At 62.7% G+C, this 13,682-nt stretch carries 14 protein-coding genes; 3 read left to right on the top strand and 11 right to left on the bottom strand.

Annotated features, from left to right (window positions below; translation table 11 throughout):
* The first annotated feature begins 16 nt into the window (after window positions 1–16).
* A complete protein-coding gene (locus V2B23_RS26595; protein WP_430953045.1) occupies window positions 17–529 on the top strand; it encodes a MarR family winged helix-turn-helix transcriptional regulator in 513 nt (170 codons plus the stop codon).
* A 67-nt stretch (window positions 530–596) separates the two neighbouring features.
* Here the strand turns inward: V2B23_RS26595 and V2B23_RS26590 are convergent, their stop codons facing one another.
* Genes V2B23_RS26590 through V2B23_RS26545 form a run of 10 tightly spaced genes read right to left on the bottom strand, consistent with a single transcriptional unit; the run spans window position 597 to window position 11,853 of the window.
* Window positions 597–1,373 (bottom strand): enoyl-CoA hydratase, encoded by a 777-nt coding sequence (locus V2B23_RS26590; protein ID WP_033236070.1) that lies wholly within the window; start codon window positions 1,371–1,373, stop codon window positions 597–599.
* On the bottom strand, window positions 1,370–2,266 hold the full coding sequence (gene mmsB / locus V2B23_RS26585) for a 3-hydroxyisobutyrate dehydrogenase (protein ID WP_430953044.1): 897 nt from the start codon (window positions 2,264–2,266) through the stop codon (window positions 1,370–1,372). Before mmsB ends, V2B23_RS26590 begins: the two co-directional genes overlap by 4 nt.
* A 23-nt stretch (window positions 2,267–2,289) precedes the next feature.
* The gene (locus tag V2B23_RS26580) at window positions 2,290–3,348 is read right to left on the bottom strand and encodes an enoyl-CoA hydratase/isomerase family protein (protein WP_430953043.1); all 1,059 of its coding nucleotides are present in this window, start codon (window positions 3,346–3,348) and stop codon (window positions 2,290–2,292) included.
* Window positions 3,345–4,502 (bottom strand): isobutyryl-CoA dehydrogenase, encoded by a 1,158-nt coding sequence (locus V2B23_RS26575; RefSeq protein ID WP_430953042.1) that lies wholly within the window; start codon window positions 4,500–4,502, stop codon window positions 3,345–3,347. Before V2B23_RS26575 ends, V2B23_RS26580 begins: the two co-directional genes overlap by 4 nt.
* A gap of 14 nt (window positions 4,503–4,516) precedes the next feature.
* A complete protein-coding gene (locus V2B23_RS26570; protein ID WP_430953041.1) occupies window positions 4,517–6,034 on the bottom strand; it encodes a CoA-acylating methylmalonate-semialdehyde dehydrogenase in 1,518 nt (505 codons plus the stop codon).
* A gap of 57 nt (window positions 6,035–6,091) precedes the next feature.
* Window positions 6,092–6,826 carry a copper homeostasis protein CutC gene (locus V2B23_RS26565; protein WP_430953040.1) on the bottom strand — a complete coding sequence of 245 codons (735 nt, stop codon included), beginning with the start codon at window positions 6,824–6,826 and terminating at the stop codon, window positions 6,092–6,094.
* A 1-nt stretch (window position 6,827) separates the two neighbouring features.
* Window positions 6,828–7,607, bottom strand: a complete 780-nt coding sequence (gene nagB / locus V2B23_RS26560; RefSeq protein ID WP_430953039.1) for a glucosamine-6-phosphate deaminase — start codon at window positions 7,605–7,607, stop codon at window positions 6,828–6,830.
* Window positions 7,607–8,827, bottom strand: a complete 1,221-nt coding sequence (locus tag V2B23_RS26555; protein WP_430953038.1) for an N-acetylglucosamine-6-phosphate deacetylase — start codon at window positions 8,825–8,827, stop codon at window positions 7,607–7,609. Before V2B23_RS26555 ends, nagB begins: the two co-directional genes overlap by 1 nt.
* Complete coding sequence (ptsP, locus tag V2B23_RS26550) at window positions 8,824–10,506, bottom strand: phosphoenolpyruvate--protein phosphotransferase (RefSeq protein WP_430953037.1); 1,683 nt, start codon at window positions 10,504–10,506, stop codon at window positions 8,824–8,826. The genes V2B23_RS26555 and ptsP overlap by 4 nt, the downstream gene beginning before the upstream one ends.
* A 3-nt stretch (window positions 10,507–10,509) precedes the next feature.
* A complete protein-coding gene (locus V2B23_RS26545) occupies window positions 10,510–11,853 on the bottom strand; it encodes a PTS transporter subunit EIIC (protein ID WP_430953036.1) in 1,344 nt (447 codons plus the stop codon).
* A gap of 181 nt (window positions 11,854–12,034) precedes the next feature.
* On the opposite strand from V2B23_RS26545, the gene V2B23_RS26540 reads away from it, so the two are divergent.
* Window positions 12,035–12,379, top strand: coding sequence for a glucose PTS transporter subunit EIIB (locus tag V2B23_RS26540; RefSeq protein ID WP_430953035.1), 345 nt, complete (start codon window positions 12,035–12,037; stop codon window positions 12,377–12,379).
* Entirely contained in the window at window positions 12,376–12,837 is a 462-nt protein-coding gene (locus V2B23_RS26535; RefSeq protein ID WP_430953034.1) for a PTS sugar transporter subunit IIA, read from the top strand. Before V2B23_RS26540 ends, V2B23_RS26535 begins: the two co-directional genes overlap by 4 nt.
* 61 nt (window positions 12,838–12,898) lie before the next feature.
* On the opposite strand, the gene V2B23_RS26530 is transcribed toward V2B23_RS26535, so the two are convergent.
* A complete protein-coding gene (locus V2B23_RS26530; protein WP_430953033.1) occupies window positions 12,899–13,645 on the bottom strand; it encodes a GntR family transcriptional regulator in 747 nt (248 codons plus the stop codon).
* Window positions 13,646–13,682 lie beyond the last annotated feature (37 nt).

Raw genomic sequence — 13,682 nt, 5'->3', positions numbered from 1 at the left:
TGGGATGATCGAACGTATGCCTCCCCTTTCGCCCCTTCCCATCGACCCCATCGAAGAGGCACATCGGCAATGGGCCGAGCACGGTTGGAGTGACGTTGCCGACGGGATGGCCGCTGTCACCTCGGTGATGCGGGCGCAGCAGATCATGATGGCGCGAGTGGAGGAAGTGCTCAAACCGCTCGGGTTGACGTTCGCTCGCTACGAGTTGTTGACACTGCTCACCTTTACGAGGTCGGGCGCACTGCCCATGACGAAGGCCAGCGCACGCCTGCAGGTTCACCCCACCAGCGTCACCAATGCGGTGGATCGCCTCGAGAAAGCGCAATTGGTACGACGCGTTCCCCACCCCAGCGATCGTCGTACAACACTCATCGAGATTTCGGATTCCGGCCGAGCATTGGCGCTCGAGGCTACGGAACTACTGAATGCCAAGGTCTTTGCGAACCCAGGCCTGGAACCGGACAAGCTCACGCAATTAGTGACAATCCTCACTGAATTGCGGAAGACCGCTGGCGATTTCGAGGGGTAAACGACAAACGATCCTGAAGGATTTCACTCGCTGAGCGAGCAGAATCCTTCAGGATCGTGGGGACGTGTCAGCGGTGCTTGAACTCAGCCGACCGCTTCTCGACAAATGCGGCCATGCCTTCCTTCTGATCTTCGGTGGCAAAGGTCGAGTGGAAGACCCGACGCTCGAAGCGGACGCCCTCGGCGAGGGAAGATTCGAAGGAGCGGTTGACCGCTTCCTTGGCCATCATCGCGATCGGCAGGGACATCTCGGCGATGGTGGTTGCCGTCTTCAGTGCGTCGTCGAGCAAATCTGCCGCCGGGACGATGCGAGACACCAGGCCGGCCCGCTCAGCTTCTTCGGCGTCCATGTTCCGTCCGGTGAGGCACATCTCCATGGCCTTGGCCTTGCCCACCGCGCGGGTAAGACGCTGTGAGCCACCGATTCCGGGGATAACTCCGAGCTTGATCTCGGGCTGACCGAACTTGGCGTTGTCCGCGGCGATGATGAAGTCGCAGAGCATCGCGAGTTCGCAACCGCCGCCGAGTGCGTATCCGGCAACTGCGGCGATCAGCGGCTTGCGAGCAGCGGCAACTCGATCCCACGGCGTGAAGAAATCCTCGACGTACGCGTCCATGTACGTCTTGGACTGCATTTCCTTGATGTCGGCTCCGGCGGCAAATGCGCGCTCGGAACCGGTGATCAGGATGGCACCGATGTTGTTGTCCGCTTCGAGATCGGTTACCGCGGCAACCACCTCGTTCATCAGCTCGGAGTTGAGGGCGTTGAGCGCCTTGGGGCGGTTGAGCGTGATGACGCCGACGCGGCCCTTACGCTCGAGAATGATGGTGTTGAAGTCGGTCACTGCTGTCCTTCGGTCGAACGGTCTCGGATGTCGTTGATGATGGCAGAGAAGTCCTGACCACCGGCACCCGCGGCATGGTACTTGCTGTAGAGCTCAGCAGCCTTGAGACCGAGCTCGGCGTCAACACCATTGGTACGCAGGGCATTTGCTGCCAGTCCGAGATCCTTGTCCATCAACGCGACGGCAAAGCCCGGCTGGTAGTCGTTGTTGGCCGGGCTGGTGGGCACCGGTCCTGGTACCGGGCAGTTGGACGTGAGCGCCCAGCACTGTCCCGACGCGTTGGACGCGACGTCGAAGAGTGCCTGGTTGCTCAGTCCGAGCTTCTCACCGAGAACAAATGCTTCGCTGATCGCGATCATCGAGACGCCGAGGATCATGTTGTTGCAGATCTTCGCGGCCTGACCGACACCGGCGTCGCCGCAGTGAACGACCTTGCGGCCCATCACGTCCAGCAACGGAGACGCGGCCTGGAAGTCGTCTTCGGATCCGCCGACCATGAACGCGAGGGTTCCGGCAGTTGCGCCGACAACACCGCCGGAGACCGGAGCGTCGACGCTACGGTGTCCGGCTGCCTCTGCCCGCTCATGTGCCTCGCGGGCGTCGGCGACGTCGATCGTGGAGCAGTCGATGAACAGTGTGCCCGGCTTTGCGACGGGCAGCAGATCGTCGTACAGACCCAGAACGTGCTTGCCACTCGGCAGCATCGTGATGACGACGTCGGCGTCGCGCACCGCATCCACAGCCGAATCAGCTACCGATGCACCGTCTTTGACTGCCTGCTCGAGGGCTGCGGGGGCCAGGTCGAACCCGACTACCGTGTGTCCGGCCTTGACGAGATTGGCCGCCATCGGTCCACCCATGTGTCCGAGTCCGATAAATCCAATGGTGCTCATTAGTGATGCTCCTTCGGCGGTGATCAGTTGCCTTGCGGTTGAGGGGTGAGGCCGAGTTCCTGCTCGCCGAGGGGCGCAAAATACGTGTCCACGGCCGCTTCGGTGACGTCCTCGAGGGTCGCGGGAAGCCACTGCGGGTTGCGGTCCTTCTCGACCACCTGTGCGCGAATGCCCTCGACGAGGTCGTGCGAACTCAGTGACGCCGTCGACACCCGGAACTCCTCGTTCAGAACTTCTTCGAGACTGTCGGCGCGCTTGGCGTGACGAAGTGAACGCAACGTGACGGACAGCGCGATCGGCGACTTACCGAGAATCTGCTCGGCAGCCTTCTCCGCTTCGGGAATTCCACTGGCGCGCAGTCGCTCGACAATCACCCCGACACTGTCTGCCGAGTACGCGGCGTCGACCCAACTCTGCTGTGCCAGTAGTTCCGAAACCGGTGCCGGCTCGGCAAATTGAGCAACAGCCTGCTCTACCGTCGACGATGCGATCGCCTCGATGAACGTCTCGATGTTCTCGGACGGGATGTAGTGGTCCGCAAATCCCGTCGCGATGGCGTCGCCGGCACTCAAGCGTGCCGTGGTGAGCGCGATGTGTGTTCCCAGCTCTCCGGGAGCGCGCGAGAGCAGGTACGTTCCGCCCACGTCGGGGATGAATCCGATTCCGGTCTCGGGCATCCCGATCATGGAACGCTCGGTCACGATGCGGACGTCGCCGTGTGCGGACACTCCGACGCCGCCGCCCATGACGATGCCGTCCATGATGGCGATGTACGGCTTCGGGTAGTTCGCGATCTCGGCGTTGACGATGTACTCGTCGCGCCAGAAGTCGAGCGAACCGGTCTTGCCGTCTTTCGCGTCGTGGTAGATCGAGACGATGTCGCCGCCGGCGCACAGGCCACGTTCGCCTGCACCGGTCAGGACAACGGCCTTGACCTCGTCGTCGGACTTCCAGGCCTCGAGTGCCGCGGCCATCTGCGTCACCATCGAGTGATTGAGCGCGTTGATCGCCTTGGGACGGTTGAGGGTGATCCGTCCCAGTCCGTCGCGCTTCTCGATCAGAACTTCGTTCTCTTCGGTCATGCTGCTCCCTGCTTTCCCTGCCCTGCGATCACACTGCGAGCGATGACCACACGCATGATCTCGTTGGTGCCTTCGAGGATCTGGTGAACGCGAAGATCGCGGACGATCTTCTCGATCCCGTACTCAGCAAGATAGCCGTACCCACCGTGAAGCTGTAGCGCCCGGTTGGCCACGTCGAAACCGTTGTCGGTCGCGAAGCGCTTGGCCATTGCGCACAGTTCCACTACGTCGGGTGCGTCCTCCTCGAGAGCGGCGGCAGCGCGCCACAGCAGGGTCCGCGCAGCTTCCAGGTCGGTCCGCATATCGGCGAGCTGGAACTGCAGAGCCTGGGATTCGATCAACGCCGAACCGAAAGCCTTGCGGTCCACCAGGTATCCTACGGCTTTGTCGAACGCCGCCTGCGCGCCGCCCACCGAGCACGCCGCGATGTTGAGGCGACCACCGTTGAGGCCCTTCATCGCGATGCGGAATCCGCTGCCTTCCTCGCCCAGCATGTTGGCGGCGGGAACGCGCACGTCCTCCATGATCACCTGACGGGTGGGCTGTGCGTTCCAGCCCATCTTGATCTCGTTGGCACCGAACGAGAGGCCGGGCGAATCCTTCGGCACGATGAACGCCGAGATCCCCTTGGAGCCGGCAGATCCGGTACGGGCCATCACGACGTAGACATCGGAAGTGCCTGCGCCGGAGATGAACTGCTTGACACCGTTGAGAATGTAGTCGTCGCCGTCGCGAACTGCCTTGGTGCTCAAGCCGGCTGCGTCGGAGCCCGCGCCGGGTTCGGTCAGGCAGTAACTGCCCAGCTGATCCATCGAGCAGAGTCCGGGGACCCACTTATGCCGCTGTTCGTCGTTGCCGAACTGGTCGATCATCCACGTGACCATGTTGTGGATGGAGATGTACGCGGCGATCGACGGATCACCCTTGGCGAGCTCCTCGAAGATCCGGGCAGCGTCGACGCGGGTCAGTTCACTGCCACCGACATCCTCGCGAATGTAGATGCCGCCCATCCCCAGGGACGCCGCCTTGCGGAGAACGTCCACCGGGAAATGTTTGATCTGATCCCACTCGACTGCGTTGGGCGCCAGATGCTCGGCCGCGAAGTCGCGGGCGGTGTCACGAATCGCCCGCTCGTCATCGGTCAGAGTAAACATGGAAGGTTTTCCGATCAGTTCATCGTGGGGATGACGAAGTGGTTGGTCTCTTCCTTCTTGCCGGAAGGCCAACGCTGCGTCACCGTCTTGGTCTTGGTGTAGAAGCGGAAGGAGTCGGGACCGTGCTGGTTCAGGTCACCGAATCCGGAGCGCTTCCAGCCACCGAAGGTGTGGTACGCGATCGGGACCGGGATCGGCACGTTGACGCCGACCATGCCGACGTTGACGCGGGCGGTGAAGTCACGAGCGGTGTCGCCGTCACGGGTGAAGATGGAGACGCCGTTGCCGTACTCGTGTTCCGTCGGAAGACGCAGGGCCTCTTCGTAATCGGCAGCGCGAACAACCTGCAGGACGGGTCCGAAGATCTCTTCCTTGTAGATGCGCATGTCCGAGGTGACGTTGTCGAACAGGGTGGCGCCGGCGAAGAAACCGTCCTCATGGCCTTCGAGGGTGAAGCCGCGGCCGTCGACAACGGCCGTTGCGCCCTCGTCGATGCCGATCTGCACGTAGTTGTTGACGCGGTCGAGCGCGTCCTGGCTGACGAGGGGACCAAAATCCACAGCTTCGTCGTCGCTGCGACCGATCTTGAGCTTCGCGACGCGTTCCTTCAGCTTGGCAACCAGCGCATCTGCAGTCTCTTCACCGACGGGAACGGCAACCGAGATGGCCATGCAACGCTCACCGGCACTGCCGTAGCCGGCACCGATCAGAGCGTCGGCAACCTCGTCGAGGTCGGCGTCGGGCATGACGATGGCGTGGTTCTTCGCGCCGCCGAAGCACTGCGCGCGCTTGCCGTGCGCTGCGGCCGTCTCGTAGATGTACTGAGCGATCGGCGTGGAGCCGACAAAACCGACAGCCTTGATGCGGTCGTCGGTGAGCAGGACATCGACAACTTCCTTGTCACCGTTGACCACGTTGAACACGCCGGCGGGCAGTCCGGCTTCGAGGAACAACTCGGCCAGGCGCAGCGGCACGGAGGGATCGCGCTCGGACGGCTTGAGAATGAAGGAGTTACCGGCGGCGAGAGCCGGTCCGGCCTTCCACAGCGGGATCATCGCGGGGAAGTTGAACGGCGTGATGCCGGCAACGACGCCCAGCGGCTGACGCATGGAGTACACGTCGATGCCGGTGCCTGCACTCTCCGTGAATTCACCCTTGAGCAGGTGCGGAGCGCCAACGGCGAATTCGATGACCTCGAGGCCACGCTGGATGTCACCCTTGGCGTCGGCGACGGTCTTGCCGTGCTCGGACGAGAGGAGGCGAGCCAGGGAATCCATCTCAGCCTGAGCGAGCTGGAGGAATTTCATGAGGACGCGGGCGCGCTTCTGCGGGTTGAATGCAGCCCAGACCTTCTGCGCCTCTTCGGCATTGGCGATGATGGCTTCGGTTTCGGCCTTGCTTGCGAGCGGGACGCGCGCCTGAACCTTACCGGTGTTGGGATCGAAGACGTCTGCAAATCGATCGGAAGCTCCGGGAACCCGCTTGCCACCGACGAAGTGCGTCAACTCTTGGACTGCCGCATTGTCAACCATTGTGCTAACCCGTTCCTTGCTCGTTGTGGACTGCCCGAGAAGCAGCGCCGAGTATGTCTACCATCCTATAGTTGGATGTCCATGTATGTCTAGAGCTGAGGCCGCGGACAGCGCAATTTCCCGGTCGGTGACCTCGTATCCACCGCTACCTCCGCCCGGTCCACCCGAACCTTCGACGATCGCACGAGCGGACAGGTGGATCGCGTCGACTCCGGTCGCCGCAATCGTCGCAATATCGGGAATCCGGACGCCGCCACCAGCCATGATCTGGATCCGATCCGCTGCGTGATCGACCATGGCACCCAACTCTGCCAGCCCTTCGGCACAGGTCGGGGCGCCGCCCGACGTCAAGACCCGCGCCACTTCGAGATCCACCAAGATGTCGAGCGCTGCATTTCTGTCCGGTACTACGTCGATGGCGCGGTGTGCGGTCACTTCGACAGCGGACGGATCGATGCACTCGATGACCGAACGCATCGCGTCGACATCGATCGCGGAGGTTTCGGTCAGAGCGCCGATCACTATCCCGGACGCACCTCCTGCCACTGCGGCGCGTGTGTCACGGCATATCACCGCCATCCCGTCGGGCGCGTACACAAATCCCCCAGCCCGTGGCCGGATCAGGACGTGCACCGGAACACCTACTGCCACAACTGCTTCGACCAATCCGATACTGGGAGTGAGACCACCCGTTGCACCCAGTGCCGCACAGAGTTCAACACGCGCCGCCCCGACGGCGAGTGCGATCTGCGCCCCACGAACATCCTGAACGGCAAGTTCGAGAGCGCTCATGTCAGTACGACTGCCAGGGTGGCTTGTTCTCGAGCGCGTACCGGTAGTAGTCGGCCAATTTCAGGCTTCCGGCAGCGGCTTCGTCGATGACCACGGTGACGTGGCGGTGCCACTGCAGCACCGATGCCGGGCAAAATGCGGTCAGCGGACCTTCGACTGCTGCAGCGATGGCATCGGCCTTGCCCTCACCGGTCGCGATCAACACCAAATGTCTTGCATCACTGATAGTTCCGAGGCCTTGGGTGAGAACGTGATGGGGAACGTCGTCGGGACGCTCGAAGAAACGAGCATTGTCGATTCGAGTCTGCTCCGTCAATGTCTTGACCCGGGTTCGCGACGACAGCGCGGAACCCGGCTCGTTGAATCCTATGTGTCCGTCGGTGCCGATTCCGAGCAGCTGGACGTCCACTCCCCCGGCTTCGGCGATACTACTGTCGTAGCGTTCCACTTCCGCATCGGGTATAGCAGCTTCACCGTCGGGGCTGAAAACCCGTTCCGGATCCAGATTGACGTGGTCGACGAATTCAGCGCGAATCACCGAATAGTACGACTGCGAATGGCTTTTCGGCAGTCCCAGATACTCGTCGAGCAAGAATGCCTGAGCCTGCGAGAAGTCCAGTCCCGACACCCGGTGACGACGCGCCAGCTCGCGGTACGTCCCGATCGGCGACGAACCTGTTGCCAGCCCAAGCGTCGTAGCACCGCGTCGGACATAGCCTTCGACGATGTCTGCTGCCGTCGAGTCGACCTCCAGCGGGGTAGGCATGATGACAATTTCCATCAGATTTCCTTTCCGGCGGCCCGACCGCCGTGTAATACGCGCACCGGGCGCAGGTGACGATCGGTGACCAGGATGTCGGCTCGGTAGCCGGCAGTCAGCGATCCATGTGAATCGTGCAGTCCCAGCAGTGTTGCCGGGGTACGAGTGGCAGCGGTGACGGCATCGGCGAGTGCAACTCCGCTGTCGAGCACGGTGCTGCGCAGCACATCCAGCAGTCGTGCTGTTCCGCCCGCTATGGCCCCGTCCGACCCGTCGGATGTGGCAAGTCTGGCGACGCCACCGCTCACCACCACGTCCAGAGCGCCGAGTTGATAGTTTCCGTCAGCCATTCCGGCGGCAGCCATGGAATCACTGACCAGCGTGATCTGGTCTGGGCCCACGGTGTCGAACACCATGGACACCGTTTCCGGAGCCAGGTGCACTCCATCGGCGATCAGTTCCACCACCATCTCTCCTCTCCCTGCGGCCGCGAGGCACGCCGCAACCGGACCCGGCGAACGGTGGTGCAACGGCGGCATCCCGTTGAACAGGTGCGTTGCGCTCACCCGACCACTGCGAGCTGCCTGTCCGATCCGGGTCGACGTAGCGGCCGCATCGGCGTCGGTGTGTCCGAAGCTGGGCAGAATTCCGCGTCGACGCATGACGTCGAGCAGTTTCTCGAAATTCTCCGTCTCCGGTGCCAGCGTCATCGAACGCACGTGCCCGCGAGCCGCGTTGCACACCTCTTCGAGCAGGTCAGGGTCCCCGGGAACAATGGCTGCGGGATCCTGGGCACCACATCGAACACAGTTGATAAACGGCCCTTCGAGGTGGATACCCAGAATCTCGCCGTCCTCAACCAGGTCAGCCAACATCGCGGCTTGGCGCATCAGATCCGCGCGTGGCGCCGACACCAAACTTGCCAGCAGACCCGTCGTCCCGTGTTCACGGTGATGCGACGCGGCCACTCGGGCGCCCGCCGCATCGGTGTTGGGGAAACCCGCTCCCGCGGCGCCGTGACTGTGGACGTCGATCAGTCCGGGAAGAATCACGCAGTCGGTGGCATCCGGAACATCGCCGGCATCCGGAACATCGGCGGCATCCCGTACATCGGCTAAGGCGTAGTCCTTCGCAGCCCCCACCCAGCTGATCAGCTCACCGTCGACCACGACGATTCCGTCGTCGATACTCCCGGAGGAACCGCCGACAACCGTGCCTCGCAGCACGAGTGACTCGGTCACGACGAATCCCTGATGCGCACGACCGCCGCCTTGCCGTCGCCCGGGGTACGAGCACTGCGGGCCACCGACGCCATCTGCAGGCACACCTCGAGATCGAGTGCCGACAGTGCCGCGCGAACGGCCCCGATCGCTGCGACGGACATCGACAGACTCGACACCCCCAGACCCACCAGCACGGGCGCCAACAGCGGATCCGACGCCGATTCCCCGCACACACCAACAGGTTTGCCGGCGACGGCTCCAGCCTGACCGACCAGCGCGATCAGGTCGAGGACTGCCGGCTGCCACGGGTCGAGCAGGTGCGCGAGGCTGCCGGTCATCCGGTCGACCGCACAGGTGTACTGGCTCAGGTCATTGGTTCCGATGCTCAGGAAATCCAGATGTTCGAGGATATCTCGTGCGCGCAGGGCTGCTGCGGGAACCTCGATCATCGCGCCCACCTTGCCGACCCCACGGGATCGAGCGAGTTCCGCGAAGCCCGCAGCCTCCTCGGCCGTCGCGACCATCGGTGCCATGACGCGCAGATCCGCGCCGGTTGCATCGGCCGCCGCAACAAGTGCGTCGAGCTGGGTTACCAGGGTGTCCGGATACAGATTTGCCACGCGGAGCCCCCGAATCCCGAGCGCCGGATTCTCCTCGACCCCGAGATCGAGGAAGGGTAGCGGTTTGTCGGAACCGGAATCGAGGGTCCGCACCACGACGGCGCGCCCGGCAAAGTGCTCGAAAACAGCTCTGTACGTTGCGGTCTGCTCTGCCACGGAGGGCGCATCGTGGCGGCCGAGATACGAGAATTCGGTACGGAACAGGCCAACGCCTTCACAGTCGGCGGCGCCCGCGCGTTCGGCATCGGCCACTGTCCCGATGTTTGCCGCCAATCGCACGGCAAAACCGTCGCGGGTGCGTCCGGGACCGCTCGCAGTCGCGGCGCGCGCAGCGCGGGCGGCTGCTTCCCGGGCGACCTCGCCGCACAGCTCGGGGCTCGGATCGATGGTCACCGTCCCGCTCGAACCGTCGAGGATCAGAACGGCACCGGAGACCAGCCGATCGATATCCGCGCAGTTCACCACCGCCGGAATACCGAGTGACTTGGCGAGGATGGCGGTGTGACTGGTTGGTCCGCCCTCTTCGGTGAGCAATCCGACCACGTCGGTGTCGCCGAGCGTTGCCGTGTCGGCGGGAGCGAGATCGCGGGCCACCAGAATGTACGGGTAACCGGGGTTGGGGATTCCGGGCATCGGTTCGCCGCGCAGCACTGCGACCACCCGCTGAGCGAGGTCACGCAGATCTGTTGCCCGCTCGGCCATGTACCCGCCAACCGTGTCGAGCTTGGCGCAAAATCCGTCGAAGGCAACCGTCACCGAATGTGCTGTCGGCAGACCTGATTCGAGGTTCTTCTGTGCCGCGCCGACGATGGCCCGATCCCGTGCCATCGCCGCCGACGTGGTCAGGATGTCAGCGGATACGCCGTCGACGGATTCGGCGCGGCGCAGGAGTTCCGCACTGACGGTGTCGAGCGCCGCTCGAATTCTTGCCAGTTCGGACTCCGGCTCACCGGTGATCGGATCCTGTGCCGAAGTGCGTTCGGGCACTGCGAAACTCAACCAGGGTGCGCAGACGACCCCGGCGCTGACTCCGAGTGCACTGATCTGGTTCCGCTCGGTGATTGTTGCCGTTGCCATGCGTCAGCGCCCTTCCAGTTCCTTGTCGAGTTTCTTCTCCACTTCTGCGACGAGTGGTGCATCGGTGCGAGTGTCACCTTCAGCTTTGAGCGCCAGTTCGGCTTCGAGGAGCGCAGCATCAGGCTCGCCTGCCGCAACCTCGGCGTCTTCCTCACGGCCGGGGGTGCGCAGGTTCCACTTCTTGATGACAAAGCTGAAGAGGAAGTAGTAGATGAGCGCGTACCCAAGTCCGATCGGGATGAGCATCCAGGCGTTGGTGGCCTTGCCGAAGTTCAGGACATAGTCGAAGAAACCGGCTGAGAAGGTGAATCCGTCGTGGATACCCAGTGCGTTGACCAACGCCATCGACGTACCGGTCAGAAGCGCGTGGATGACGTACAGCGGCCACGCGACAAACATGAACGAGTATTCGAGGGGCTCGGTGATGCCGGTGAGGAAGGCGGTGAGGCCGGTGGAGAGCATGATGCCGCCGACAAGCTTCTTCTGGGAAGGCTTGGCATTGCGCCAGATGGCAAACGCAGCAGCCGGCAGGGCAAACATCATGATCGGGAAGAATCCGGTCATGAACGTCCCGGCGGTGGGGTCACCGGCAAAGAACCGGTTGAGGTCGCCGCGAATGATCTGACCGCTGGCGTTCTGGTAATCGCCGATCAGGAACCACACTGCCGAGTTGAGGATGTGGTGCAGGCCGGTTGGGATGAGCAGACGGTTGGCTGCGCCGTAGATGCCGCCGCCGACAACGGTATTCGAGGCAACTGCTTCACCGACCCAGTTCAGTCCGGAGTTGAACAGCGGGTACAAGAATGCCATGAGGACGCCGACGAGCAGGCCGGTAACGGCGGTCAGGATTGGAACCAAGCGTCGGCCGTTGAAGAATCCGAGGTAGTCGGGCAGTTTTGTTCGATAGAAGCGCTGCCACAGAATTGCGGAGAGTAGACCCATGACGATACCGGCGAGTACGCCGTAATTGATCAGTGACTGATCACCGTTGGGATCGGTTTTTCCTTCGAGAACGATCGGCGACATGGCCTTGAAAACACCGTCGATCACTATGTACCCGACGACGGCGGCAAGGGCGGTGGATCCGTCTGCCTTCTTGGCCCATCCGATCGCAATGCCGACGGCAAAGATCAGCGGCAGCCACGTGAACACGGCTTGACCGGCAGCGGAAATCACCGTTGCCGCGCTCTCGAGGGGACTGAACCGGCCGAGCAGGTCGTCCTGGCCGAGTCGCAGAAGGATGCCGGCCGCCGGGAGAACGGCAATGGGCAACATCAAACTTCGGCCGAGGCGTTGTACGCCGGCGAAGAACGTTGATTCCTTCTTGGGAGTGTCGTCGAGCGTCATCGTTGACCTTCTCTGCTCGCTGGGCCGCAACGGGTCGGCCTGCTGATTTAGGTACGTGAAGTGGACGCCTCGCCCACCGCGAGGAGCCGGAAATTCGTTTTGCCGAAACTGTTGTGGCGTTGCACCGCTAACGGGTACTGTCCGGTCATAACCAGTTGTAGTTTTGCCTGATGAAGCGCAGATGTCAAGACCGGAATGTGATTTAAGTTACGTGTTGACTCACGTCCCGCTATCAGCCAGAGTGCTTCACCAGCGACAACAACCGACGCAATTACGACCACACACAGGAGCAGCAATGTCGAAAGCGGAAGCAATCATCAAAGGCCTCGGCGGCGCCGGGAACATCGTCGAAATCGAAGCGTGCATCACCCGCCTGCGCACCGAGGTCAAGGACGGCGCCAAGGTCGACGAAGCCGCTCTCAAGGCCGCCGGCGCGCATGGCGTGCTCAAGGCCGGCTCCGTCGTCCAGGTGATCGTCGGACCCGAGGCCGACATCCTCGCCGAGGACATCGGAGACATCCTGTGACCGTCTCCGTCCTCGCTCCGCTTCCCGGCCGTGTGTTTGCACTTGCCGACGTTCCGGACCCGGTTTTTGCCCAGCAGATGGTCGGATCAGGGGTAGCCCTCGAACCAGCCCGCGACCAGGGCCACCTCACCGTTGTCGCACCCATTGCCGGGAAGATCCTCAAACTCCATCCCCACGCATTTGTCATCTTCGGCGAGAAGGCAACCGGCGTACTGGTTCACATCGGAATCGATACCGTCAAACTCGAAGGCAAGGGCTTCACGCTCATCGCGTCCGAGGGTGACACCGTCGCGGCCGGCGACCCTGTCGTCAGCTTCGACCCGGCGTTCATCGACACCACCGGCTACTCGGCAATCTGCCCGGTTGTGGTCATGGACTCCAAACCCGATACCGTCGAATCCCCTTCTGTGGGAGACGAAGTGAAGACCGGCGATATCTTGTTCGACTGGTCTGCCTGAATACGAGCGAGGCGGGCGCACCCTCGAAAGAGGATGCGCCCGCCTGCTGTTCGGGTTGTGATCAGGCGCGTGTGCCCGCCCGTTCGTTTCCCTGCACTTCCATCTGCAGTTGATAACGGTCGGAGCGGTACCAGCTGCACGTGTGCTCGATCGGCGCGCCCTCGCTGAAGGACACTCGATCGAAGTACAGGACCGGTGCACCCTTCTTGGTCCCGAGCAGAGTGGCGATCTCGATGGTTGCGCCGTCGGCGCTGACGGTCTGCTCCGCGCGGTCGATCGGCTTGTCGTACTTGTCGGCCGTCGCACGGTAGATCGACCCGGTCAGGTCGAGGTCGGTGAGCCCGGGCAACTGCTTCGGGTTGTACCAACCGTCGTCGACGCTCACCGGTTCGCCGTCCGCCAAGCGCAGGCGTTTGACGTGGTAGCCCAACGATCCCGGCTCCATTCCGAGCGCCGACGCCGTGGCATCGGGCACCGTGTCTTCCTCGTTGACGAGGACCACAGTGGTAGGAACGTGCCCCTGGGCTCGCATTTCCTCGGTGAACGACGCCAGGTGCAGTTTGGATTGAACCTGGCGGTGAGCGACAAATGTTCCCTTACCACGCACGCGCACAAGATAGCCGTCGTTGACGAGTTGACCGATGGCCTCACGAACCGTGATTCGGCTGACGCCGTAATCCTGCATCAGGTTGCGTTCACTGGTCATCAGGTCGCCCGGCTGCAACTCACGGGTGCACTTGTGCAGCAGAATGTTTCGCAGTTGCTCGTGTTTGGGTATTGCGCTGTCGCGCAGATGTACGGGCATCACGGCGGCTGCCCCTTTCGTGAAGTGAAAGAATCTATCG

The organism is Rhodococcus sp. 24CO, assembly GCF_050586165.1.
Lineage (GTDB): Bacteria > Actinomycetota > Actinomycetes > Mycobacteriales > Mycobacteriaceae > Rhodococcus_F.
This window is presented reverse-complemented; position numbering and strand designations above follow the sequence as displayed.